This is a genomic window from Ramlibacter sp. (assembly GCF_036676645.1).
Classification (GTDB): Bacteria; Pseudomonadota; Gammaproteobacteria; order Burkholderiales; family Burkholderiaceae_C; genus Ramlibacter.
This window is the reverse complement of sequence record NZ_JAKFCM010000071.1, coordinates 20,898-40,726: the sequence shown is the minus strand read 5'-3', so window position 1 is coordinate 40,726 and position 19,829 is coordinate 20,898. Positions and strand designations below refer to the sequence as shown.

18 protein-coding genes are annotated in these 19,829 nt (G+C 72.0%); 4 read left to right on the top strand and 14 right to left on the bottom strand.

Annotated features, from left to right (window positions below; translation table 11 throughout):
* Positions 1 to 115: 115 nt before the first annotated feature.
* The 5 genes from fabD to V6M57_RS10900 all read right to left on the bottom strand — a co-directional run bounded on the left by fabD (position 116) and on the right by V6M57_RS10900 (position 4,119).
* Positions 116 to 1,066, bottom strand: coding sequence for an ACP S-malonyltransferase (gene fabD, locus V6M57_RS10920; protein WP_332815017.1), 951 nt, complete (start codon positions 1,064 to 1,066; stop codon positions 116 to 118).
* A gap of 40 nt (positions 1,067 to 1,106) precedes the next feature.
* On the bottom strand, positions 1,107 to 2,084 hold the full coding sequence (locus tag V6M57_RS10915) for a beta-ketoacyl-ACP synthase III (protein WP_332815016.1): 978 nt from the start codon (positions 2,082 to 2,084) through the stop codon (positions 1,107 to 1,109).
* Positions 2,081 to 3,130: a phosphate acyltransferase PlsX gene (gene plsX / locus V6M57_RS10910; protein ID WP_332815015.1), complete on the bottom strand. Its 1,050-nt coding sequence runs from the start codon at positions 3,128 to 3,130 to the stop codon at positions 2,081 to 2,083. Before plsX ends, V6M57_RS10915 begins: the two co-directional genes overlap by 4 nt.
* Positions 3,131 to 3,262: 132 nt before the next feature.
* Positions 3,263 to 3,445 carry a 50S ribosomal protein L32 gene (gene rpmF / locus V6M57_RS10905; RefSeq protein ID WP_013902190.1) on the bottom strand — a complete coding sequence of 61 codons (183 nt, stop codon included), beginning with the start codon at positions 3,443 to 3,445 and terminating at the stop codon, positions 3,263 to 3,265.
* A gap of 131 nt (positions 3,446 to 3,576) precedes the next feature.
* On the bottom strand, positions 3,577 to 4,119 hold the full coding sequence (locus tag V6M57_RS10900) for a YceD family protein (RefSeq protein ID WP_332815014.1): 543 nt from the start codon (positions 4,117 to 4,119) through the stop codon (positions 3,577 to 3,579).
* Between the two features lie 26 nt (positions 4,120 to 4,145).
* Between V6M57_RS10900 and V6M57_RS10895 the strand changes: the two genes are divergently transcribed.
* Complete coding sequence (locus tag V6M57_RS10895) at positions 4,146 to 4,739, top strand: Maf family nucleotide pyrophosphatase (protein ID WP_332815013.1); 594 nt, start codon at positions 4,146 to 4,148, stop codon at positions 4,737 to 4,739.
* 1 nt (position 4,740) lies between these two features.
* Positions 4,741 to 5,502, top strand: coding sequence for an SAM-dependent methyltransferase (locus V6M57_RS10890; RefSeq protein WP_332815012.1), 762 nt, complete (start codon positions 4,741 to 4,743; stop codon positions 5,500 to 5,502).
* On the opposite strand, the gene V6M57_RS10885 is transcribed toward V6M57_RS10890, so the two are convergent.
* The 4 genes from V6M57_RS10885 to V6M57_RS10870 are packed head-to-tail and all read right to left on the bottom strand — an operon-like array spanning position 5,503 to position 8,535.
* Positions 5,503 to 6,510 carry a S49 family peptidase gene (locus V6M57_RS10885; protein ID WP_332815011.1) on the bottom strand — a complete coding sequence of 336 codons (1,008 nt, stop codon included), beginning with the start codon at positions 6,508 to 6,510 and terminating at the stop codon, positions 5,503 to 5,505.
* A gap of 10 nt (positions 6,511 to 6,520) precedes the next feature.
* Positions 6,521 to 6,895: a Rieske (2Fe-2S) protein gene (locus V6M57_RS10880; RefSeq protein ID WP_332815010.1), complete on the bottom strand. Its 375-nt coding sequence runs from the start codon at positions 6,893 to 6,895 to the stop codon at positions 6,521 to 6,523.
* Positions 6,888 to 7,556: an HAD family hydrolase gene (locus V6M57_RS10875; RefSeq protein WP_332815009.1), complete on the bottom strand. Its 669-nt coding sequence runs from the start codon at positions 7,554 to 7,556 to the stop codon at positions 6,888 to 6,890. The genes V6M57_RS10880 and V6M57_RS10875 overlap by 8 nt, the downstream gene beginning before the upstream one ends.
* The gene (locus tag V6M57_RS10870) at positions 7,528 to 8,535 is read right to left on the bottom strand and encodes an RluA family pseudouridine synthase (protein WP_442968816.1); all 1,008 of its coding nucleotides are present in this window, start codon (positions 8,533 to 8,535) and stop codon (positions 7,528 to 7,530) included. The genes V6M57_RS10875 and V6M57_RS10870 overlap by 29 nt, the downstream gene beginning before the upstream one ends.
* A gap of 516 nt (positions 8,536 to 9,051) precedes the next feature.
* Here V6M57_RS10870 and V6M57_RS10865 point away from each other — a divergent pair.
* Positions 9,052 to 12,015 (top strand): Rne/Rng family ribonuclease, encoded by a 2,964-nt coding sequence (locus tag V6M57_RS10865; RefSeq protein ID WP_332815007.1) that lies wholly within the window; start codon positions 9,052 to 9,054, stop codon positions 12,013 to 12,015.
* Between the two features lie 111 nt (positions 12,016 to 12,126).
* Here V6M57_RS10865 and V6M57_RS10860 read toward each other — a convergent pair whose 3' ends face one another.
* Genes V6M57_RS10860 through hemC form a run of 4 tightly spaced genes read right to left on the bottom strand, consistent with a single transcriptional unit; the run spans position 12,127 to position 16,133 of the window.
* Positions 12,127 to 13,380, bottom strand: a complete 1,254-nt coding sequence (locus tag V6M57_RS10860; protein ID WP_332815006.1) for a heme biosynthesis protein HemY — start codon at positions 13,378 to 13,380, stop codon at positions 12,127 to 12,129.
* Positions 13,380 to 14,459, bottom strand: coding sequence for a uroporphyrinogen-III C-methyltransferase (locus V6M57_RS10855; RefSeq protein ID WP_332815005.1), 1,080 nt, complete (start codon positions 14,457 to 14,459; stop codon positions 13,380 to 13,382). The genes V6M57_RS10860 and V6M57_RS10855 overlap by 1 nt, the downstream gene beginning before the upstream one ends.
* A complete protein-coding gene (locus V6M57_RS10850; protein ID WP_332815004.1) occupies positions 14,456 to 15,220 on the bottom strand; it encodes a uroporphyrinogen-III synthase in 765 nt (254 codons plus the stop codon). Before V6M57_RS10850 ends, V6M57_RS10855 begins: the two co-directional genes overlap by 4 nt.
* A 10-nt stretch (positions 15,221 to 15,230) precedes the next feature.
* Complete coding sequence (gene hemC, locus V6M57_RS10845) at positions 15,231 to 16,133, bottom strand: hydroxymethylbilane synthase (protein WP_332815003.1); 903 nt, start codon at positions 16,131 to 16,133, stop codon at positions 15,231 to 15,233.
* An 81-nt stretch (positions 16,134 to 16,214) separates the two neighbouring features.
* Between hemC and ppc the strand changes: the two genes are divergently transcribed.
* Entirely contained in the window at positions 16,215 to 19,025 is a 2,811-nt protein-coding gene (ppc, locus tag V6M57_RS10840) for a phosphoenolpyruvate carboxylase (protein WP_332815002.1), read from the top strand.
* Positions 19,026 to 19,040: 15 nt separating this feature from the next.
* Here ppc and V6M57_RS10835 read toward each other — a convergent pair whose 3' ends face one another.
* The gene (locus V6M57_RS10835) at positions 19,041 to 19,814 is read right to left on the bottom strand and encodes a TerC family protein (protein WP_332815020.1); all 774 of its coding nucleotides are present in this window, start codon (positions 19,812 to 19,814) and stop codon (positions 19,041 to 19,043) included.
* Positions 19,815 to 19,829: the final 15 nt, after the last annotated feature.

Genomic DNA, 19,829 nt, shown 5'->3' with positions numbered 1-19,829 from the left:
GAGCATGGCTGCGCGTGATCTGGCGCGCCTGGCAGGACCACAAACCCTACGATCCGGCACGCCACGGCGGGGCCAAACTGCTGCTTCAAACAGCGGGGGGTTGACACAGGGTGTCTCATGCCAGCAGCCCCTTGGCCTCGCCGAGGCTCGCCGGGTCGTACACGGCGCCGGCGGCCAGCGCCGGGTCGATGCGCTTGCACAGGCCCTGCAGCACCTTGCCCGGGCCGCATTCCAGCACCGCGGCCACGCCGCGCCCCTGGATGGCCCTGATGCAATCGACCCAGCGCACCGGGCCGAAGGCCTGCTCGTAGAGTGCGGCGCGGATGCGGTCGGGGTCGGTTTCGACCCGGGCCTCGATGTTGTTGACGACGGGGAGGTCCGGCGACCGGAACGCCACCTGGGCCAGCCGCTCGCGCAGGCGATCGGCCGCCGGCTTCATCAGGCTGGAATGGAAAGGCGCCGAAACCGGCAGCGGCAGCGCGCGCTTGGCCCCGTTGGCCTTCAGCACCTCGCAGGCCTTGTCGACCGCCGCCTTGCTGCCGGCGATGACGGTCTGGGCCGGATCGTTGAAGTTGACCGCCTCCACGACTTCGTCGGAGTTGGTGCCGAAGCTGCGCTGCGCCTCGGCACAGCCCTCCACCACCTTGCGGGCTTCCATGCCCAGCACCGCCGCCATCGCGCCGGCGCCGACCGGCACGGCCTCCTGCATGGCCTGGGCGCGGAAACGCACCAGCGGCGCCGCCTCGGCCAGGGTCAGCGCGCCCGCGGCGACCAGCGCCGAGTACTCGCCCAGCGAGTGGCCGGCCAGCACGGCCGGCGGGTCGCCCCCCTCGGCCAGCCAGGCCCGGTAGGCCGCCACGCCAGCCACCAGCATCACCGGCTGGGTGTTGGTGGTCAGCGCCAGGGCTTCCCTGGGCCCTTCATGGATCAGCCGGCCAATGTCTTCGGCCAGCGCTTCGGAAGCTTCGGCGACGGCCTGCTTCACGGCCGGATGGTCGCCCCAGGCGTCGAGCATCCCCACGGCCTGCGAGCCCTGGCCGGGGAACACGAATGCAAACGGTTTCATGTCGTCGTCGGAAGAACGGTTCGGCGGGTGCGGGCGGGACTCAGTAGTCCAGCAGCACCGACCCCCAGGTGAAGCCGCCGCCCACGCCTTCCAGCATCAGCGTGTCGCCGCGGCGGACCTTGCCTTCGCGCACGGCCGCATCCAGCGCCAGCGGAATGGAGGCGGCCGAGGTGTTGCCGTGCTGGTCGACGGTGACGACCAGCTTGTCCATCGGCAGTTTCAGCTTCTTCGCCGTGCCCTGCATGATGCGGATGTTGGCCTGGTGCGGGATCAGCCAGTCGATGTCGGCTTCGGTCTTGCCGGCCTTGGCCAGCGTGGCGCGCGCCGAGTTCTCCAGCACCCCCACCGCCAGCTTGAACACGGCCTGGCCGTCCATCTTGAGCAGCGGGTCGCCCAGCACCCGGCCGCCCGCCACCGTGCCCGGCACGCACAGGATGGCCACGTGCCTGCCGTCCGCGTGCAGGTCGCTGGCCAGGATGCCCGGCGCATCCGACGCCTCCAGCACCACGGCGCCCGCGCCGTCGCCGAACAACACGCAGGTGGTGCGGTCCTTGAAGTCCAGGATGCGCGAGAACACCTCGGTGCCGATCACCAGCGCGCGGCTGGCCCCGCCGGTGCGGATCATGGCATCGGCCACGGCGAGCGCGTACACGAAGCCGCTGCACACCGCCTGCACGTCGAAGGCCGGGCAGCCGGCGATGCCCAGCTTGTGCTGCAGGATGCAGGCGGCCGAGGGGAACACCATGTCCGGCGTGGACGTGGCCACGATGACCAGGTCGATGTCGGCCGGGCCGCAGCCGGCCGCCTCCATCGCATGGCGTGCGGCGTGGGCGCCCAGGTCGCTGCTGGTGACGTCGGGCTCGGCGAAGTGGCGCGCCCGGATGCCGGTGCGCTCCACGATCCACTGGTCGGACGTTTCGATGCCCTGCGCGGCCAGTTCGGCGGCGAGGTCGTCGTTGGTCACGCGGCGCGGCGGCAGGTAGCTGCCGGTGCCGGCGATGCGCGAATATCGGCTCATTCGGAAGCGAGGGTTTCGACGGAAGCGGCGTCGGCCGCGGACCCGGCCAGCAGGGGCCGGGCATGCGCGATGCGGGCCTGGACCCGGTCGAGCAGCTGGTTTCGGGCCGCATCATACGCCCGGGCCAGCGCCCGCTCGAAAGCGAACGCATCGGCCGAGCCGTGGCTCTTGAACACCAGTCCGCGCAGGCCCAGCAGCGCGGCCCCGTTGTAGCGGCGGTAGTCCACGCGCTGCTTGAACGCGGAAAGCACCGGGTAGGCCAGCAGCGCCGCCGCCCGGGTCAGCGAGTTGCGCGAGAACTCCTCGCGCAGGAAGCCGCCGATCATGCTGGCCAGCCCCTCGCTGGTCTTCAGGGCGACGTTGCCGACGAAGCCGTCGCACACCACGATGTCGGTGGTGCCCTTGAAGATGTCGTTGCCCTCCACGTTGCCGTGGAAGTTCAGGTCGCCGGCGGCGGCGGCCGAGCGCAGCAGCTCGCCGGCGCGCTTGATCACCTCGTTGCCCTTGATCACCTCTTCGCCGATGTTCAGCAGGCCCACGCTGGGCTGGTCGCGATCGTTCAGCGCCGAAACGAGGGCCGAGCCCATGACCGCGAACTGCAGCAGGTGCTGCTCGGTGCAGTCGACATTGGCGCCCAGGTCCAGCACCGTCGTGGCGCCGCCCCTGGCGTTGGGCAGGGGGGACGCGATCGCCGGTCGGTCGATGCCGTCCAGCGTCTTGAGCAGGTAGCGGGCCAGCGCCATCAGCGCGCCGGTATTGCCGGCGGAGACCGCCGCGTCCGCGTGGCCGTCCTTGACCTGCTGGATCGCCACCCGCATGGAGGAATCCTTCTTGCGGCGCAGGGCGACTTCGACCGGATCGTCCATCGCGACCACCTCGGAAGCGGGCACGTGGGCGGCGCGCGGATGGAAGTCGCGCAGCGCCTCGCCGCTGCCCACCAGCAGCAGCCGGGCCTCGGGATGCGCCTGGAGGAAGCTGCGGCAGGCGGGCAGGGTCACGGCCGGGCCGTGGTCGCCCCCCATGCAGTCGACGGCCAGAATCGTCATGTCCTCAAATGTAGAGCTTCGCGGCCCGGCTCCCGGCGACTTGCGCAAACGGCGTCCGCATGCAGGCCGCGGGCGCAAAAAAGGCCCGGGCTGCGCGGGCAGCGGCGGGCCTCGTGGCGCCGTGGACGGGAATCAGGCGTCGTTCTTGGTCTTGAGGACCTTGCGACCGCGATAGAACCCGTTCGGGCTGATGTGGTGGCGCAGGTGGGTTTCGCCGGTGGTGGGCTCCACGGCGATGCCGGGCACCGACAGCGCGTTGTGCGAACGGTGCATGCCCCGCTTGGAGGGCGACTTCTTGTTTTGCTGGACGGCCATGCCGGACTCCTGGATGCTGGGGCGCCTCGCAACGCGAAACGCCATGAACGGTGGGTGGGAAGCGCGGCAACCGCCCTGGGGGCCGGCCTTTCGCGCGAAGCCCACCATTATAGGGCATTGCTGCGGCGCTCCTATTCCTTGCCGTTCTTCAGCGCCTTCAGGCGGGCAAACGGGTTCTCCCGGGCCTCGCCGTCGTCGAAGCCGGGGTCGGCGGCCGACAGGCGCACCGGCACCGGGCAGACCTCGTGCCGGGGCACCGGGGGCACCTCCATCAGCAACTCGTCCTCCACCAGGCCCAGCAGGTCGAAGGAGCGGCTGATCGCCAGCACGTCCTCCTCGGCCTCCTCGTCCTGCGCCGCCGCCGTGTCCTCGTCGGCGACGAAACGGAATGGCCGGTCCACCGCCAGCGGCACATCCACCCGCTCGAGGCAACGCTGGCAGGTCATGGGCAGCACGGCGGAGGCCGCCAGCCGGATCCAGACCTCGGGATGCAGGTGATCCGGGTTGCGCAACTCGCCGCCCGCCGACCACCGGACGGCCCCTTCGCCGGCGGCCGGCAGCGCCTCGGCGGCCAGGCGCGGAAAGTCGGCCAGGCGGCCCTCGCCGGACAACTGCCCGCCCTCTTCGGCAAACGGCCGCACGTCCAGCCGCTGCGGGCTGAAGGACCTTTTCATCGAAACCAGTGTAAGAGAATCGCCGCATGCCCCATGCCCTTGCGCGGCCCCTGATCCTCGGCTCGACTTCCCGCTACCGGCGCGAACTGCTGGAGCGGCTCGGCCTGCCGTTCGACGTCGTCGCACCGCAGGTGGACGAGACGCCGGGCGCCGGCGAGGCGCCGGCGGCCCTGGCCGCGCGACTGGCCCTCGCGAAGGCCCGGGCGGTGGCGCAACGGCATCCGCACGCCGTGGTGATCGGCTCCGACCAGGTGGCCGACCTCGACGGCTCGCCCCTGGGCAAGCCCGGCGACCACGCGCGCGCCACGGCCCAGCTGCGCCTCATGCGCGGCCGCACGGTGGTGTTCCAGGCGGCCCTGGCCGTGGTGTGCCTGGACAGCGGCTTCGAGCAGCAGGACCTCGCGCCGGTGCGCGTCGTCTTCCGCGACCTCGCCGACCGCGAGATCGAGACCTACCTGCGCACCGAGCAGCCCTACGACTGCGCCGGCAGCGCCCGCAGCGAAGGACTGGGCATCGCCCTGCTGGAGGCGATCCACAGCGACGACCCCACGGCCCTGGTGGGGCTGCCGCTGATCCGCACCTGCCGGCTGCTGCGTGCGGCCGGCCTGCAGGTGCCCTGAGATGCCCGCGCCCGGCGCCCTGTACCTGGTCCCCGCACCGCTGGATTTCGGCTGCACGACACCCGTGCCGCTGCAGCAGGTGATGCCCGGCGGCACGATCGAGGTGGCTGCACGGATCACGCACTGGATCGCCGAGAACGCCAGGACCGCCCGTGCCTATCTCAAGCGGGTGGGCGAGATCGTTCCGCTGGCGCAGCCCTTGCAGGCCATGGCGGTCGTCGAACTGCCGCGCGAAGTGCACAAGAAGGGCGACCATGCGGGCGGCTTCGATGCCCGCCCCCTGCTGGCGCCCGCCCTGGAGGGCCACGACATCGGCCTGGTGAGCGAGGCGGGGATGCCCGCGGTCGCCGACCCCGGCTCGTCGGTGGTGCGGGCGGCCCACCAGCTGGGGATCCGCGTGGTGCCGCTGGTGGGACCGGTTTCGCTGCTGCTGGCGCTGGCGGCCAGCGGCTTGAACGGCCAGTCGTTCGCCTTCGTCGGCTACCTGCCGCAGCAGCCCGGACCCCGCTCGCAGCGCATCCGCGAACTGGAGTCGCTGGCCCTGCGCACCGGGCAGACCCAGCTGTTCATCGAAACGCCCTACCGCAACGCCGCGCTGTGGCAGGCGCTGCTGCAGACCTTGCGCGGCGACACGCGCCTGGGTCTCGCGAGCGGCTTGACGCTGCCGGGCGAGCACGTGGCGTCGCGCCCGGTGGCGCAATGGAAGCGAGAGGCGGGCGGGCCGCCCTCCGACACCCCCGCCGTCTTCCTGATCGGTCCCTAGCTAGCGCAGGACCGGGAGCGTGCGGACGGCGCGGATCGCGCCTTCGCCCACTGCGGCGCCGAACCGCTTGGCCAGCCGCTCGGCCACGTTCTCGCGCCGGGTGTAGTCGACCAGTTCCTCGGCCTTGATCACCTCGCGGGCGACGAAGTCCAGGTTGGCGAGCTGGTCCGCCAGGCCCATGTCCACCGCCTGCTGGCCGGTCCAGAACAGGCCGGTGAACAGCTCCGGCGTGTCCTTCAGGCGTTTGCCGCGCCCGGCCTTGACCACGTCGATGAACTGCTTGTGGATCTGGTCCAGCATGGCCTGCGCGTGGACGCGGTGGCGGTCGGTCTGCGGGCTGAAGGGGTCGAGGAAACCCTTGTTCTCGCCGGCGGTCATCAGGCGACGCTCCACCCCCAGCTTGTCCATCAGGCCGACGAAGCCGAAGCCGTCCATCAGCACGCCGATGCTGCCGACGATGCTGGCCTTGTCCACGTAGATCCGGTCGGCGCCGGCGGCGATGTAGTAGGCGGCCGAAGCGCAGGCCTCCTCCACCACCACGTACACCGGCTTGCGGTGCAGGGCCCTGAGCCGCTTCATCTCGTCGTTGACGATGCCTGCCTGCACGGGGCTGCCGCCGGGCGAGTTGATCAGCAGCACGATGCCCTGCGCGCCGGGGTCTTCGAACGCCGCCTTCATGGCGGCCACGATGAACTCGGCGCTGTTGTCCGACTCGGCGGAGATCTCGCCCTGGATCTCGACCACGGCGGTGTGCGGCGCCGCCTTCTCGGCTCCCGTCGGCCCGCCCCGGTAAAGCAGGGTCCAGACCAGCAGCACGAAGAACGCCAGCCAGGCCAGCCGGGTGAAGGTGCGCCAGCGGCGCGCCGCCCGCTGCTCGGACAGGGTGGCGAACATCAGCCGCTCCATCGTCTGGCGCTCCCAGCCCGGCTGCAGTCCGGAAGCGGCAGGGGTTGGCGCGGGCGCGACGGGGGATTCCCGGTCGTTGCCGGGGTTCATCGGATCGGTCATGGGGAGACGCTCAGAAAGCGACGGGTTGCAGGTTCCAGGCAGTATGCCAGTGCACCACCCCGTCCTGTTCGCTCACTTCGATGCGCACCAGCCCGCCGCGGCAGGGCCCGCCGGCGCAGATGCCGGTGTCAGGGCGGTAGACCGCGCCGTGGGTCGAGCACAGCAGCCACTGCCCGCTGTCGTCGAAGAAGCGGTTGGGCTGCCAGTCCATCTCCATGGCGACGTGCGCGCAGCGGTTCAGGTAGGCATGGACCCGGCCGCGCCAGCGGATCGCGAAGGCGCGGCAGGCCTGGCCGCCATGGACCACGTCGAACGGCACGGCAAGGCCGCCGTCGACGAGGTCCCGGCTGTTGCACAGCGGCAGGCGAGCGGCGTTCTCAGGCATGGGCCAGCAGCCAGCCGCGCAGGTCGCCGACCGAGTGCGCGATGTGCAGCGGGCCGAGTTCCCGGAAGCTGTCCGGCTCGTGCGCGCCGTAGCTCACGCCCACGGCGGCGCAGCCCGCATTGCGCGCCATCTCCAGGTCGTGCGTGGTGTCGCCGATCATCAGCGTGCGCCCGGGATCGGTACCGAATTCGCGCATCAGTTCCCCCAGCATCAGCGGGTGCGGCTTGCCGGCCGTTTCATCGGCGGTGCGGGTGCCGTCGAACAGGCCTTGCAGCTCCTGCGCCTGCAGGACCTCGTCGAGCCCGCGGCGCGACTTGCCGGTGGCCACCGCCAGCCAGTGGTGCCTGGCCTTGAGCTCCTGCAGCAGCGGCAGCGCCCCCGCGAACAGGCTGAGGTCGTTCCGGTGCCGGTCGTAGTGGTGCCGGTAGCGCCGGCCGAGCGCCTCGTACCGTTCCGGGGGCACGTCCGGCGCCGCGCGCGCGAGCGCCTGGGCCAGGCTCATGCCGATCACGTAGGCGGCCGCCTGCTCGGTCGGCAGGGCGCCGCCCACGTCCACCACCGCCTGCTGGATGCAGCGCACGATGACCCGGGTGGAGTCGTACAGCGTGCCGTCCCAGTCGAAGGCGATCAGGTCAAACTGGCGTGGCCGTGGGCTGGGCATGGCGGTCGGCGAACTGTTGCAGGTCCGCGGGCAAGGGCGCCTCCAGGGCGACCGGCTCGCCGGTGGCGGGATGGCGGAACTGTAGCCGCCACGCGTGCAGGAACATGCGCTTGAGGCCTTGTCGCTGCAGCGACCGGTTCAGCTCGAAGTCGCCATACTTGTCGTCCCCCGCGATCGGGTGGCCCTGCGATGCCAGGTGGACGCGGATCTGGTGCGTGCGGCCCGTCTTGATCGTCACCTCCAGCAGCGTGAAGGCCCCGAGCCGCCGTGCCACCTTGACCAGGGTGATGGAGCGCATCGCGTCGGGATGGCCGGCGTCCACCACCTTGACGCGCCGCTCGCCGGCAGCACCGTCCTCGCCCGCGACCAGGTACTTGTGCAGCGGCAGGTCGATAACCTTCTTGTTGGCCGGCCAGGCACCGGCCACCAGCGCCAGGTAGGTCTTGCCGGTCTCGCGGCCGCGGAACTGGTCCTGCAGCCGCGTCAGGGCCGAGCGCCGCTTGGCGACCAGCAGCACGCCCGAGGTTTCCCGGTCGAGCCGGTGCACCAGCTCCAGCCGCTTCGCCTGCGGCCGGGCCTGGCGCAGCTGTTCGATCACGCCGAAGCTCAGCCCGCTGCCGCCATGCACCGCCACGCCGGCGGGCTTGTCGATGGCCAGCAGCTGCTCGTCTTCCAGCAGGACCGGGAACTCGCGGGCGGGCGCCGGTCGCGCCGCGGCATCCAGCACCCGCCCGGGCAGGCGCACCGGCGGCACGCGGACGAGGTCGCCCTGCTCCACCCGGGTGTCGGCGGCTGCCCGGCCCTTGTTCACCCGCACTTCGCCGCTGCGGATGATCCGGTACACATGGGCCTTGGGGACACCCTTGAGCTCGCGCAGCAGGAAGTTGTCGAGGCGCTGGCCGGCGCAATCCTCGCCCACCACCAGCGTTTTCACTTCGGCTTTCGCGAGACCGGCGCCGGCCCCTATAATGCTTCCCACTGGCGTCTCGCCGTAAGTGCTTGATTCGGCTGGAGTTTAGTCCACCGCAGCACCCGAAGGACGCTGGCAGGTCGATGCCGACGTCGCCTTGCCGCCGGATGCGGGCTCGCAGATGCCGCAGCCGCCGGCCAAGGCGCCGGAGCCGCCGACGCCCAAGCGAAAACCCGAACCGGAATCAAGGCCGCCAGACTTCAGAAGCTGGCGGCGGAAAAGCGAGACCTCCCTGTGCTGATGGCGCTGTTCCTGGCCTGCTGGCGGTGGCTGATGCCGCCTGCCGCCGGCTTCGGCCCGCCCCGGCGCATGTCGCGGACCCCACGGCTTGCAGTTGCTGCGGCCCTGCGGTCCCCTCCCCGCCTCGCCCCCCTCCACGCGCCTCCCCTGCGATTGCTGACATAGCCCTCCGGGCCGTCCGCACGCACCTGCGCGTTTCCTTCCGCTTCCCGTTTCGCCTGCGCCGGCCGGCATCGTGGGCCCCTGCACGGGGCCGTTTGTTCACGAGAACAAGAAGGTGACGCAATGAAGCGGATGCTGATCAATGCCACGCAGGCCGAAGAGCGCCGGCTGGCCATCGTCGACGGGCAGAAGCTCCTCGACTACGAAATCGAGATCGAAGGGCGCGAACAGCGCAAGGGCAACATCTACAAGGCCGTGGTGACGCGCGTGGAGCCGTCGCTGGAGGCCTGCTTCGTCGACTACGGCGAGGACCGGCACGGCTTCCTGCCGTTCAAGGAGATCTCCAGGCAGTACTTCGCGCCGGGGGTCTCGCCGTCGCAGGCCCGGATCAACGACGTGATCAAGGAGGGCCAGGAGCTGCTGGTCCAGGTCGAGAAGGAGGAGCGCGGCAACAAGGGCGCGGCGCTGACCACCTTCGTCTCGCTGGCCGGCCGCTACGTGGTGCTGATGCCCAACAACCCGCGCGGCGGCGGCGTGTCGCGCCGGATCGAGGGCGACGACCGGGCCGAGCTGAAGGAGGCGATGGACCAGCTGGAGTACCCGAACGGCATGTCCATCATCGCCCGCACGGCCGGCATCGGCCGCAGCGCGCCCGAGCTGCAGTGGGACCTGAACTACCTGCTCAAGCTGTGGAACGCGATCGACGGCGCCGCCAAGGGCGGCAAGGGCGCCTTCCTGATCTACCAGGAATCCTCGCTGGTGATCCGCGCCATCCGCGACTACTTCAACAGCGACATCGGCGACATCCTGATCGACACCGACGACATCTACGAGCAGGCGCAGCAGTTCATGTCGCACGTCATGCCGGAGCACGCCACCCGCGTGAAGCGCTACCGCGACGACGCACCCCTGTTCTCGCGCTTCCAGATCGAGCACCAGATCGAATCGGCCTACGCCCGCGAAGTCAAGCTGCCCTCCGGCGGCGTGATCGTCATCGACCACACCGAGGCCCTGGTCTCGATCGACGTCAACTCGGCGCGCGCCATCAAGGGCGGCGACATCGAGGAGACCGCCACCCGCACCAACCTGGAGGCGGCCGACGAAGTGGCGCGCCAGATGCGCCTGCGCGACCTGGGCGGCCTGATCGTGATCGACTTCATCGACATGGAGGAATCGAAGAACCGGCGCGAGGTGGAGAACCGCCTGCGCGACGCGCTGCGGCAGGACCGCGCCCGCGTGCAGTTCGGCACCATCAGCAAGTTCGGGCTGATGGAGATGAGCCGCCAGCGGCTGCGCCCGGCCCTGTCGGAAGGCGCCTCCATCCCCTGCCCGCGCTGCGGCGGGCATGGCCACATCCGCGATACCGAGAGCTCGGCGCTGCAGATCCTGCGCATCATCCAGGAAGAGTCGATGAAGGACAGCACGGCCGCGGTGCACGTGCAGGTGCCGGTGGAGGTCGCCTCCTTCCTGCTCAACGAAAAGCGCACCGAGATCACCAAGATCGAGCTGAAGCAGCGCATCAACCTGATCCTGGTGCCCAACAAGGGCCTGGACACGCCGCACTACAAGCTCGAGCGCCTCAAGCACGACGACCCGCGCCTGGACAGCCTCAAGGCCAGCTACCACATGGCGGAGGTCGAGGAGAAGACCGAGGTCACGCGCCGCTCGCAGGAGCGCGCCAACCGGCAGGAGCCGGTGATCAAGGGCGTGCTGCCCGACGCGCCGGCACCGATCGCGCCGGCGCGGCCCGAGAAGCCGGCCGAGCCGGTTCGCCAGGCGGCGGCGCCTGCGCCTGCGCCGGCCCCTGCGCGGTCGCCCGCGCCGGTGTCCGAACCGAGCTTCTTCGCCTGGTTCAAGAGCCTGTTCAGCCCGCCGCCGGCGGCGGCGCCCGCCACGCCGGTTGCACCCGCTGCGAGGCCGGACGACAAGCGCGAGAGCCGCGGCGAGCGCGGCGAGCGCGGCGAAGGCCGGCGCGGTGGCCGCGGCGGCCGCGGCCGCGGGCGTGACCACGACCAGCGCCGCGAGCGCGCCAACGTGGAAGGCAGCGAAGGCCAGGCCCCGCGTACCGGCGAGCCGGCGCGCGGCGAAGGAGAAGGCCGGCGCGAGCGCCAGGGACGACCGGAGCGCGGCGAGCGCGGCGAGCGCGGCGAACGCGGGGAACGCGGGGAACGCGGGGAACGCGGGGAACGCGGGGAACGCGGGGAACGGAGCGAGGGTCGCGGCGAGCGTTCCGAACCGCGCGAGGCCCGCGAATCGCGCGAAGGCCGCGGCGACAGGCACGGCCAGCGGGATCGCCGCGAGGAACCGCAAACCGATGAGCAGCGCAGCGCCGCCACACCGGAGCAAGCCCGTGGCGAGCGGCCGCCGCGTGGTGAACGCGGAGAACGCGGGGAACGTGGCGAAGGCCGGCGCGAGCGCGGCGAGCGCCGGCCACGCGAGCAGGTGCCGCAGGCCATCAGCGAAGCAGCGGTGATCGAAGGCCAGCCCGACGCAGCCGAAGTGCTGGAACAAGCCGGCCAGCCGCACGGTAATGGTGCCGGGGCCGATGCCGAAGGCCGCCGCGATCCGCGCCGCTCGCGCGACCGCTACGGCCGTGACCGCCGCGAGCGCACTGGCCGCGAGGAGGCCGCCCCAGCGGGCGAGTCCGACCAGCCCGCTGCGCAAGCGCAGGGCGCTGCAGGCGAACCGGCCGAGCGCCGGCCGCGCTACGCCACCGGCTTCGTGGCCGACGAGCCCGCGGCAACCGCGAGCCCCGAGGCCGCCGTCGAGCTGGCGGCCGCCGCCGCTCCGGCGCCAGCGCCGGCACCGGCCGGCCTGCCCAAGGTCCAGGCCTTCGAGCTCCCGGTCGACGACCTGGCGCAGGTCGCCGCCGGCTCGGGCCTGCAGTGGGTCAATTCGGACGCCGACAAGATCGCCGCCGCCCAGGCGGCCATCGCCGCCGAGCCCCAGCCGATCCGCGTGCCGCGCGAGCGCCCGCCGGCCGTGGTGGTCGACGAAGGTCCGCTGGTGCTGGTCGAGACCCGCCGCGACCTGCGCGAACTGCCGCTGCCGTTCGAGCAGCAGCCCGCGCAGCAGCCGGTGCAGTAAGCGAGCCGGCGACCAGCGGAAAGGGAGCCTCGGCTCCCTTTCTTGTGGGTGGTTGGCGGCCCCGCGACCCTGCCGCCGCTCCGCCGGACTGGGGCACGGGACAGCGGCCGTTCAGGCCTGCGCCGCCTGCTTCCAGGCCGCCGCGGCGGCCTGTTCGTCGCCGCGCTGCTCGGCCAGCATGGCGAGCGCGCGCGAGGCGTTGCCACGCAGGCGCGCATCCTGCAGGCTGCCCGCCGCCTGCCCGAGCAGCTGCTGCGCCTTGCCCCACAGCTGGCGCCTCATGCAGGCCATGCCCGCCAGGTACTGCAGGGTGGCATCGCGGGGGTCGGCGCGCTGGGCCGACTCGATGCGCGCCAGCCAGTCGGCATCCACGCTTTCCAGCCCCTCTTCCAGGGCCTCCACCAGCCGGACCTTCTGGTGCGCGGACAGGGCGTGCTGCCGCTCCCAGACCGGCAGCAGCCAATCACGCGCCAGCTGCGGGTCGCCGCCCAGCACCAGCAGCCGCTGGGCGCCATGGATGGCCAGTTCGGGCATGGCGCGCTCGGCCGCCTCCAGCTCGGACCAGGCCCGCTGCAGCTGGGCCGGGTCGTGGGCATCGTTGAGCAGGTCGATCGCCAGCCCCCGCACCAGGGTCTCGGCGGCGAGCGCCGAGAACGCGCGGTGCTTGGCCAGCAGGCGGGCCGTCTCCAGCGCCTCGCGGGCGTGCCCGGAAAGGCGCGCCGCCTTGAGCTTCATGCGCAATGCCAGCGTGCGCCGGCCGGCGCCCACCGGCAGTTCCTGCAGCCAGCCGGTGGCGCCCTGCGGATCGTGGTCCTCCAGCGACCAGCGCGCCGCGCGCATCAGCGCGCCTTCGTGCGACTCCTGCGCGCCGTGGGAGCCGGCCTGCTCGATCGCCAGCCTCAGGTGTTCCTCGCGCGCGCTGCGGTCCTGCAGCGCGTGCGCGCTCTCGGCTGCCAGCAGGTGGGCCAGCGCCCGCAACTGGGCGCCATTGGCCGGCCCTGCGCCGCCGGCGCCGAGCGAAGCCTCCTGCGCGAGCGCACCCTCGGCCGACTTGCGGGCGCGGATGAAGCGCCCGCCCAGCAGGTGCGACAACGCATCGAGCAGGGACGCGTGCATGCCGCGTTCCCTTTGCTGCAGGCGCCAGCGCAGCGCCTGCTGGGGCAGGTCGAACAGCGCCGCCAGCGCGCGCAGGGCCGCATGCAGGAAAAGGAAGGCCGCCAGCAGCAGCAACAGGACCAGGTTGAGCGACAGGTCGACCCGGTACGGCGGCCAGAACACGGTGACCGTGCCCTGGTTGTTGCCGGCGAACAGCGCCACCGCCACGGCGACGCCGAACAGGGCCAGGAGCCAGAGTGCCGCGCGCATCAGCGCCCCGCCGCTGCGGTGGCCAGGGTGGCCAGGGTTTCGTCGATGCGCGGGACCTCGACCGAGCGCAGCTGCTGCTGCATCTGCTGCAGCGATTGCGCGGCGACCTGGGTGCGCCGGGCGGACGGGTCGAAGTACTTGTTGAGCGCCGTCGCTGCCGCGCCCACATCGGCCCGAGCGGCGTCGATCTGGCGCGCCAGCAGCGCCAGCCGCGCATTCATCAGCTTGAGCTTGAAGTTCTCGCGCAGGAAGAACCCCTGCTCGGGCGCCACCAGCATGGCCTCCGGCTCGTCGATGCGGCTGACGCGCACGAGCGAGCGGGCCTCCTCGCGCACCACGGCCAGCAGCTGGTACCACCAGCTCGGGGGCGGCGCCGGCGGCTGGCCGGCACGCGGCACGGGCCGGCTGGCGGTGCCCGCGCCGACACCATTGGCCAGCGGCAGCTCGTCGGCCTGCCGCGCCACTTCGTCCAGCCGCAGCAGGATGCCGGGCACGTCGGCGACGGCGGCCGACTTGATGCGGTCGATGTCGCGCGCGATCGCGCTGCGGATGCGCGCCAGGCGCGGCTCGCCGGCGCGCGCCAGGCGCTGGTCGGCGGTGCGCAGCGCCGCCAGCAGCGGCTCGGCACTGAGCGTGAGCTGGGCCTGCTGCTGGGCGAGCCGCAGGCCCGCCTCGATGTCCACCACCAGGTTCTCGTCGCGCGAGCGCGACAGGCTCTGCATCAGCTCTTCCAGCTGGGTGCGCTGCAGCGCGACCTCGCCCAGGCGCGTGTCCTGCACCGCCTGGCGGGCGGCGACGTCGCGGGCCAGCTCCTGCGCCTGCCGGGCGAGCGCGCGCGCCTCGGCCGCATGGCTGCCCGCATCGGCGCTCTGGCGCGCCAGCTGCTCCTGGATGGTGGAGAGCTTCTGCCAGAGCATGCCGCTGGATGCCAGCCCGGCGAAGGCGGCCACCGCGAGCAGGGCCATGCCCAGCCGGCGCGGCGACGGCGCCGCGGCCGGTTCGTCGGCGGCGACGGGGGCGGATTCGGGGGCGGGGAGCGGCGGCGCGGCCGGCAGGTCCCGCTCGGTCTCGGCACTCATCCGAACGATTCTAGGGCGGCCACCACATCGGCCTGGGCCGGTCGTGATGGGCAGACGACACCGAAACCGGCCTCGCGTGCGGCCTGCGCAATGCGCTCGTGCGTGGCGATCGCGCAGGCCCGCGACCAGTCCTGCTGCGGCAGCAGGCGGCGCAGGTTGGCGATCGACTCCGAGCTGCTGAACAGCCACACCGAGCCGTCGCCCGCCGAGCGCTGCGCCTGCGCGAGGTCTTCCGCGCCGACCGACGGCATGCGACGGGCATACGCAGCCACGGTGTCCACGTGGACGCCCGCCTGCTGCAGGCGCACCGCGAGCCAGTCCCGCCCGGCCGGGCGACCGTCGGCGCCGGCACCGCGCACCAGCAACACCCGCAAGCCGGCGCGCAGCTGCGACTCGATCACGGGCCACAAGGCTTCCGAATCGAATTGGGCCGCTTCGGCCGGCGGTGCATCGATCCGGGCCGGCGCCACCCCGGCGGCCACGAGCGCCTGCGAAGTACCCGGGCCGGGGGACCAGGCACGGGTGGCCGCCGGCCAGGCCCGCCCACCGGCCGCAGCGAAGAAGCCCTGCACCGCATTGCCGCTGACGAACATGGCGGCCTGCCGGTCGGGCAATGCAGCCCAGGCCCGTTCCAGCGCGCCGGGGTCCGGCGCCGGGCCGATGTCGATCAAGGGCAGCAGGACGACTTCGTGTCCGCGCGCGGCCAGCGCGCGCGCCCAGCGCCGCGCCTCGGGCCGTGGGCGGGTCAGGACCACCCGCATCGGATGCGGCTCAGTGCGCGCCGCCGGCGCGCAGGCGCCCGGCCACTTCGGTGCCCAGCGCCGCAGCTTCCTCGGCGCTGCCGATGGTCCCGCTGGCCTGCGCCCGCACCAGCAGGCCCGGCCGCTCGGGATCGCCCCAGGCGGCTTCGATGCGCAGCACTTCACCCTGCAGCGTGGCGTAGGCCGCCAGCGGCATCGAGCAGGAGCCTCCCAGCGCACGGCTGACCGCCCGTTCGGCGGCCACGGCCATCGCCGTGGACTGGTGCGCCAGCGGCATGAGCGCGCCCAGCACGTCGTCGCGGCCGCTGCGCGCCTCGATGCCGAGCGCACCCTGGCCGGCGGCCGGCAGCATCTGCGACGGCTCGAACAGCTTGCGGATGCGGTCGGCCAGGCCCAGGCGCTTGAGCCCCGCGGCGGCCAGCACGATGGCGTCGTAGCCGCCTTCGTCGAGCTTGCGCAGGCGCGTATCCAGGTTGCCGCGCAGGGGCTCGATCCGCAGGTCGGGGCGCAGCGCCCGCAGCAGCACCACGCGGCGCAGGCTGGACGTGCCGACCACGGCACCGGGCGGCAGTGCGTCCAGCGACTCGTGCCGGGGCGACACGAAGGCGTCGCGCGGGTCCTCGCGCTCGAGCACGCAGGCCAGCATGAAGCCCTCGGGCAGGTCCATCGGCACGTCCTTGAGCGAATGCACCGCCAGGTCGGCCTGGCCCTGCTCCAGTGCGACCTCCAGCTCCTTGACGAACAGGCCCTTGCCGCCCACCTTGCTGAGGCTTCGGTCCAGGATCTGGTCGCCGCGCGTGGTCATGCCCAGCAGCGAGGCATCGTGGCCCTGTTGCTGCAGCAGCGCCTTCACATGCTCGGCCTGCCAGAGCGCAAGCCGGCTTTCGCGGGTGGCGATCACGAAGCGGGTCAAGGGGAATCCAGTCTGCGAGGGAAATCGGAGGCCGATGCTAGCATCCGCGCTGCCGAAAAATTGAGCAACCGGAGAACAACCATGGCCCTATCCCCGCCGGACACGCCGGCCCGGCGCGCGCGCGACAACGAGCGGCCGCTGGTGGAGGACATCCGGCTGCTGGGGCGCATCCTGGGCGACGTGATCCGCGACCAGGAGGGCGTGCCGGCCTTCGAGCTGGTCGAGCGCATCCGCAAGTTGTCGGTCGCCTTCCGGCGCGATGCCGACCAGGAAGCCGACCGGGCGCTCAAGGCCCTGCTCAAGTCGCTGAGCGGCGACCAGGCGGTCAGCGTGATCCGCGCCTTCACCTACTTCAGCCACCTGGCCAACCTCGCCGAGGACCGCCACCACATCCGCCGCCGCGCGGTGCACGAGCGCGCCGGCGACACCCAGGAAGGCAGCATCGAGGTGGCGCTGGCGCGGCTGCGCTGGGCGGGCATCTCGCCGCGCACCATCTCCCAGGCGCTGGCCGGCAGCTACGTCTCGCCGGTGCTGACCGCCCACCCGACCGAGGTGCAGCGCAAGAGCATCCTGGACGCCGAGCGCGAGATCGCCCTGCTGCTCGCCGAGCGCGACGAGATCAGGGCGCGCGCGCTGCCGCGCGATGCGCTGGCCCCACGCGAACTGGCCGCCAACGAGACGCAGATCCGCGCCCGCGTGATGCAGCTGTGGCAGACCCGGCTGCTGCGCTTTTCGAAACTCACGGTGGCCGACGAGATCGAGAACGCGCTGTCCTACTACGAAGCCACCTTCCTGCGCGAAATCCCCAAGCTGTATGCCGAACTCGAGCGCGAACTGGGTTCGCAGCCGGTCGCCAGCTTCCTGCGCATGGGCATGTGGATCGGCGGGGACCGCGACGGCAACCCCAACGTCAGCGCGCAGACGCTGGAGCAGGCGCTGCGCCGCCAGTGCGAAGTGGCGCTGCGCCACTACCTGACCGAGGTGCACTTCCTGGGGCGCGAACTGTCGGTCTCGGCGCTGCTGGTGGACATCACGCCGGAGATGCGGGAACTGGCGGCGCGCTCGCCGGACAGCAACGAGCACCGCCAGGACGAACCGTATCGACGCGCCCTCGCCGGCATGTATGCGCGCCTGGCAGCGACGCTCAAGGCGCTGACCGGCGGCGAGGCCGCGCGCCACCTGCTGCCGCCGCAGAACCCCTACCCGTCGGCGCAGGACTTCCTTGCCGACCTGTGCACCATCCGCGCCTCGCTGCTGGCCAATCGCTCGGGGGCACTGGCGGCCAACCGGCTGCAGCCGCTGATCCGCGCCGTGGAGGTGTTCGGCTTCCACCTGGCCACCATGGACCTGCGCCAGAGCTCGGACCAGCACGAGCGCGTGGTGGCCGAGCTGCTCGCGGTGGCGCGCGTCGAGCCTCGCTACGAGCGCCTGCCGGAGCCGGCCCGGTGCGAACTGCTGCTGCGGCTGCTGGGCGACGCCCGGCCGCTGCGGGTGCTGGGCGCGCGCTACTCCGACCATGCGAGCGGCGAACTCGCGATCTTCGAGAGCGCGCTGCGCCTGCGCGCGCAGTACGGCCCGGAGGCGATCCGCCACTACATCATCAGCCACACCGAGGCGGTCAGCGACCTGCTCGAGGTGCTGCTGCTGCAGAAGGAATGCGGCCTGCTGCTGGGCACGCTGGACCGCGATGCCGTCGCCGCGCTGATCGTGGTCCCGCTGTTCGAGACCATCGACGACCTGCGCAACGCCGCGTCCATCCTGCAGGCGTTCTACGCGCTGCCCGGCATCGCCGACCTGGTGGAGCGGTCCGGCGCCGAGCAGGACGTGATGCTGGGCTACAGCGACAGCAACAAGGACGGCGGCATCTTCACCAGCAACTGGGAGCTGTACCGGGCCGGCACCGCCCTGGTGGAGCTGTTCGACCGCATGGCGCCGCAACATCGGATCCGCCTGCGCATGTTCCATGGCCGTGGCGGCACCGTCGGCCGTGGCGGCGGCCCGAGCTACCAGGCGGTGCTGGCGCAGCCGCCCGGCACGGTGCGCGGGCAGATCCGCCTGACCGAGCAGGGCGAGGTGATCGCCTCCAAGTACGCCAACCCCGAGATCGGGCGGCGCAACCTGGAGACTCTGGTCGCCGCCACCCTGGAAGCCACCCTGCTGCAGCCGGCCAAGCCGGCGCCACGGGAGTTCCTGCAGGCCGCCGGGCAGCTCTCGGCGGCCAGCATGGCCGCCTACCGCTCGCTGGTCTACGACACGCCCGGCTTCGCCGACTACTTCCAGGCCGCCACGCCGATCCGCGAGATCGCGGAGCTCAACATCGGCTCGCGGCCGGCCTCCCGCAAGGCCAACCACCGCATCGAGGACCTGCGGGCCATCCCCTGGAGCTTCAGCTGGGGCCAGTGCCGGCTGACGCTGCCCGGCTGGTACGGTTTCGGCGCCGCGGTGGAAAGCTTCCTGCAGGGCGAACCGGGCTCGCCGCGCAAGGAGCGCCTGGCCCTGCTGCAGAAGATGTACCGGCACTGGCCCTTCTTCCGGGCGCTGCTGTCCAACATGGACATGGTGCTGGCCAAGAGCGACCTGGCGCTGGCCTCGCGCTATGCGAGCCTGGTGGCGGACGCCCGGCTGCGCAAGCGGATCTTCTCGGCGATCGAGGCCGAGTGGCACCGCACCGCCGACGCCCTGGCGCTGGTCACCGGCGAGAAGCAGCGGCTGGCGGACAACCCGGCCATGCAGCGCTCGATCCGGCACCGCTTTCCCTACATCGACCCGCTGCACCACCTGCAGGTGGAACTGGTGCGGCGCTTGCGCGCCGGGCAGGCCGACGAGCGGGTGCGCCGCGGCATCCACATCTCGATCAACGGCATCGCCGCCGGACTGCGCAACACGGGCTGAAGCTGGCGCCGGCTCTCAGCGCGGCCGGCCCCCGGCGGCCTTCTCGTACTCGCCCCGGTCCTGCAGCGGCACGGTGGCGCGCCGCCGCAGCCGCAGGTTGAGCAGTTCCACCGCCACCGAGAACGCCATCGCGAAGTACACGTAGCCCTTGGGCACGTGGAACTCGAAGCCGTCGGCGATCAGCACCATCCCGATCATGATCAGGAAGGACAGTGCCAGCATCTTCACCGTCGGATGGTCCGACACGAAGCGGCCGATCGGCCCGGCGAACAGCAGCATCATCCCGACCGAGGCCACCACCGCGGCCATCATCACCGCCAGCTCGTCCACCATGCCGACCGCGGTGATGATGGAGTCGAGCGAGAACACCATGTCCACCAGCATGATCTGCACGATCACGGTGCCGAACGTGGCCCCGAGCTTCATCGAGCCCTCCTGGTGCTCCTCGCCCTGCAGCGACGCGTGGATCTCGCCGGTGCTCTTCCAGATCAGGAACAGGCCGCCGCCGATGAGGATCAGGTCGCGGCCGGAGACGCCCTGGTCGACCAGCGGCAGGGTGAACAGCGGCGCGGTCAGCCCGATGACCCAGGCCAGCACGAGCAGCAGGGCCAGCCGCATGAACATGGCCATGAACAGGCCGATGCGGCGCGCGGCTTCGCGCCGCTCGGGCGGCAGCCTGTCCACCAGGATCGAGATGAACACGATGTTGTCGATCCCCAGCACCAGCTCCAGCGCCGTGAGCGTGAGCAGTGCGATCCAGGCTTGCGGATCGGTCAGCAGTCCGAGCAGGTGGTCCATGGCAGG

Excerpts from the sequence above, each read along its gene's own strand:
- fabD (WP_332815017.1), bottom strand. The coding sequence starts at position 1,066 with ATGAAACCGTTTGCATTCGTGTTCCCCGGCCAGGGCTCGCAGGCCGTG.
- ppc (WP_332815002.1), top strand. The coding sequence starts at position 16,215 with ATGGCCCTATCCCCGCCGGACACGCCGGCCCGGCGCGCGCGCGACAAC.
- V6M57_RS10890 (WP_332815012.1), top strand. The coding sequence starts at position 4,741 with ATGCCCGCGCCCGGCGCCCTGTACCTGGTCCCCGCACCGCTGGATTTC.
- rpmF (WP_013902190.1), bottom strand. The coding sequence starts at position 3,445 with ATGGCCGTCCAGCAAAACAAGAAGTCGCCCTCCAAGCGGGGCATGCAC.
- V6M57_RS10855 (WP_332815005.1), bottom strand. The coding sequence starts at position 14,459 with ATGAGTGCCGAGACCGAGCGGGACCTGCCGGCCGCGCCGCCGCTCCCC.
- V6M57_RS10915 (WP_332815016.1), bottom strand. The coding sequence starts at position 2,084 with ATGAGCCGATATTCGCGCATCGCCGGCACCGGCAGCTACCTGCCGCCG.
- V6M57_RS10875 (WP_332815009.1), bottom strand. The coding sequence starts at position 7,556 with ATGCCCAGCCCACGGCCACGCCAGTTTGACCTGATCGCCTTCGACTGG.
- V6M57_RS10900 (WP_332815014.1), bottom strand. The coding sequence starts at position 4,119 with ATGAAAAGGTCCTTCAGCCCGCAGCGGCTGGACGTGCGGCCGTTTGCC.
- V6M57_RS10885 (WP_332815011.1), bottom strand. The coding sequence starts at position 6,510 with ATGACCGATCCGATGAACCCCGGCAACGACCGGGAATCCCCCGTCGCG.
- V6M57_RS10895 (WP_332815013.1), top strand. The coding sequence starts at position 4,146 with ATGCCCCATGCCCTTGCGCGGCCCCTGATCCTCGGCTCGACTTCCCGC.
- V6M57_RS10865 (WP_332815007.1), top strand. The coding sequence starts at position 9,052 with ATGAAGCGGATGCTGATCAATGCCACGCAGGCCGAAGAGCGCCGGCTG.
- V6M57_RS10850 (WP_332815004.1), bottom strand. The coding sequence starts at position 15,220 with ATGCGGGTGGTCCTGACCCGCCCACGGCCCGAGGCGCGGCGCTGGGCG.
- V6M57_RS10880 (WP_332815010.1), bottom strand. The coding sequence starts at position 6,895 with ATGCCTGAGAACGCCGCTCGCCTGCCGCTGTGCAACAGCCGGGACCTC.
- plsX (WP_332815015.1), bottom strand. The coding sequence starts at position 3,130 with ATGACGATTCTGGCCGTCGACTGCATGGGGGGCGACCACGGCCCGGCC.
- V6M57_RS10860 (WP_332815006.1), bottom strand. The coding sequence starts at position 13,380 with ATGCGCGCGGCACTCTGGCTCCTGGCCCTGTTCGGCGTCGCCGTGGCG.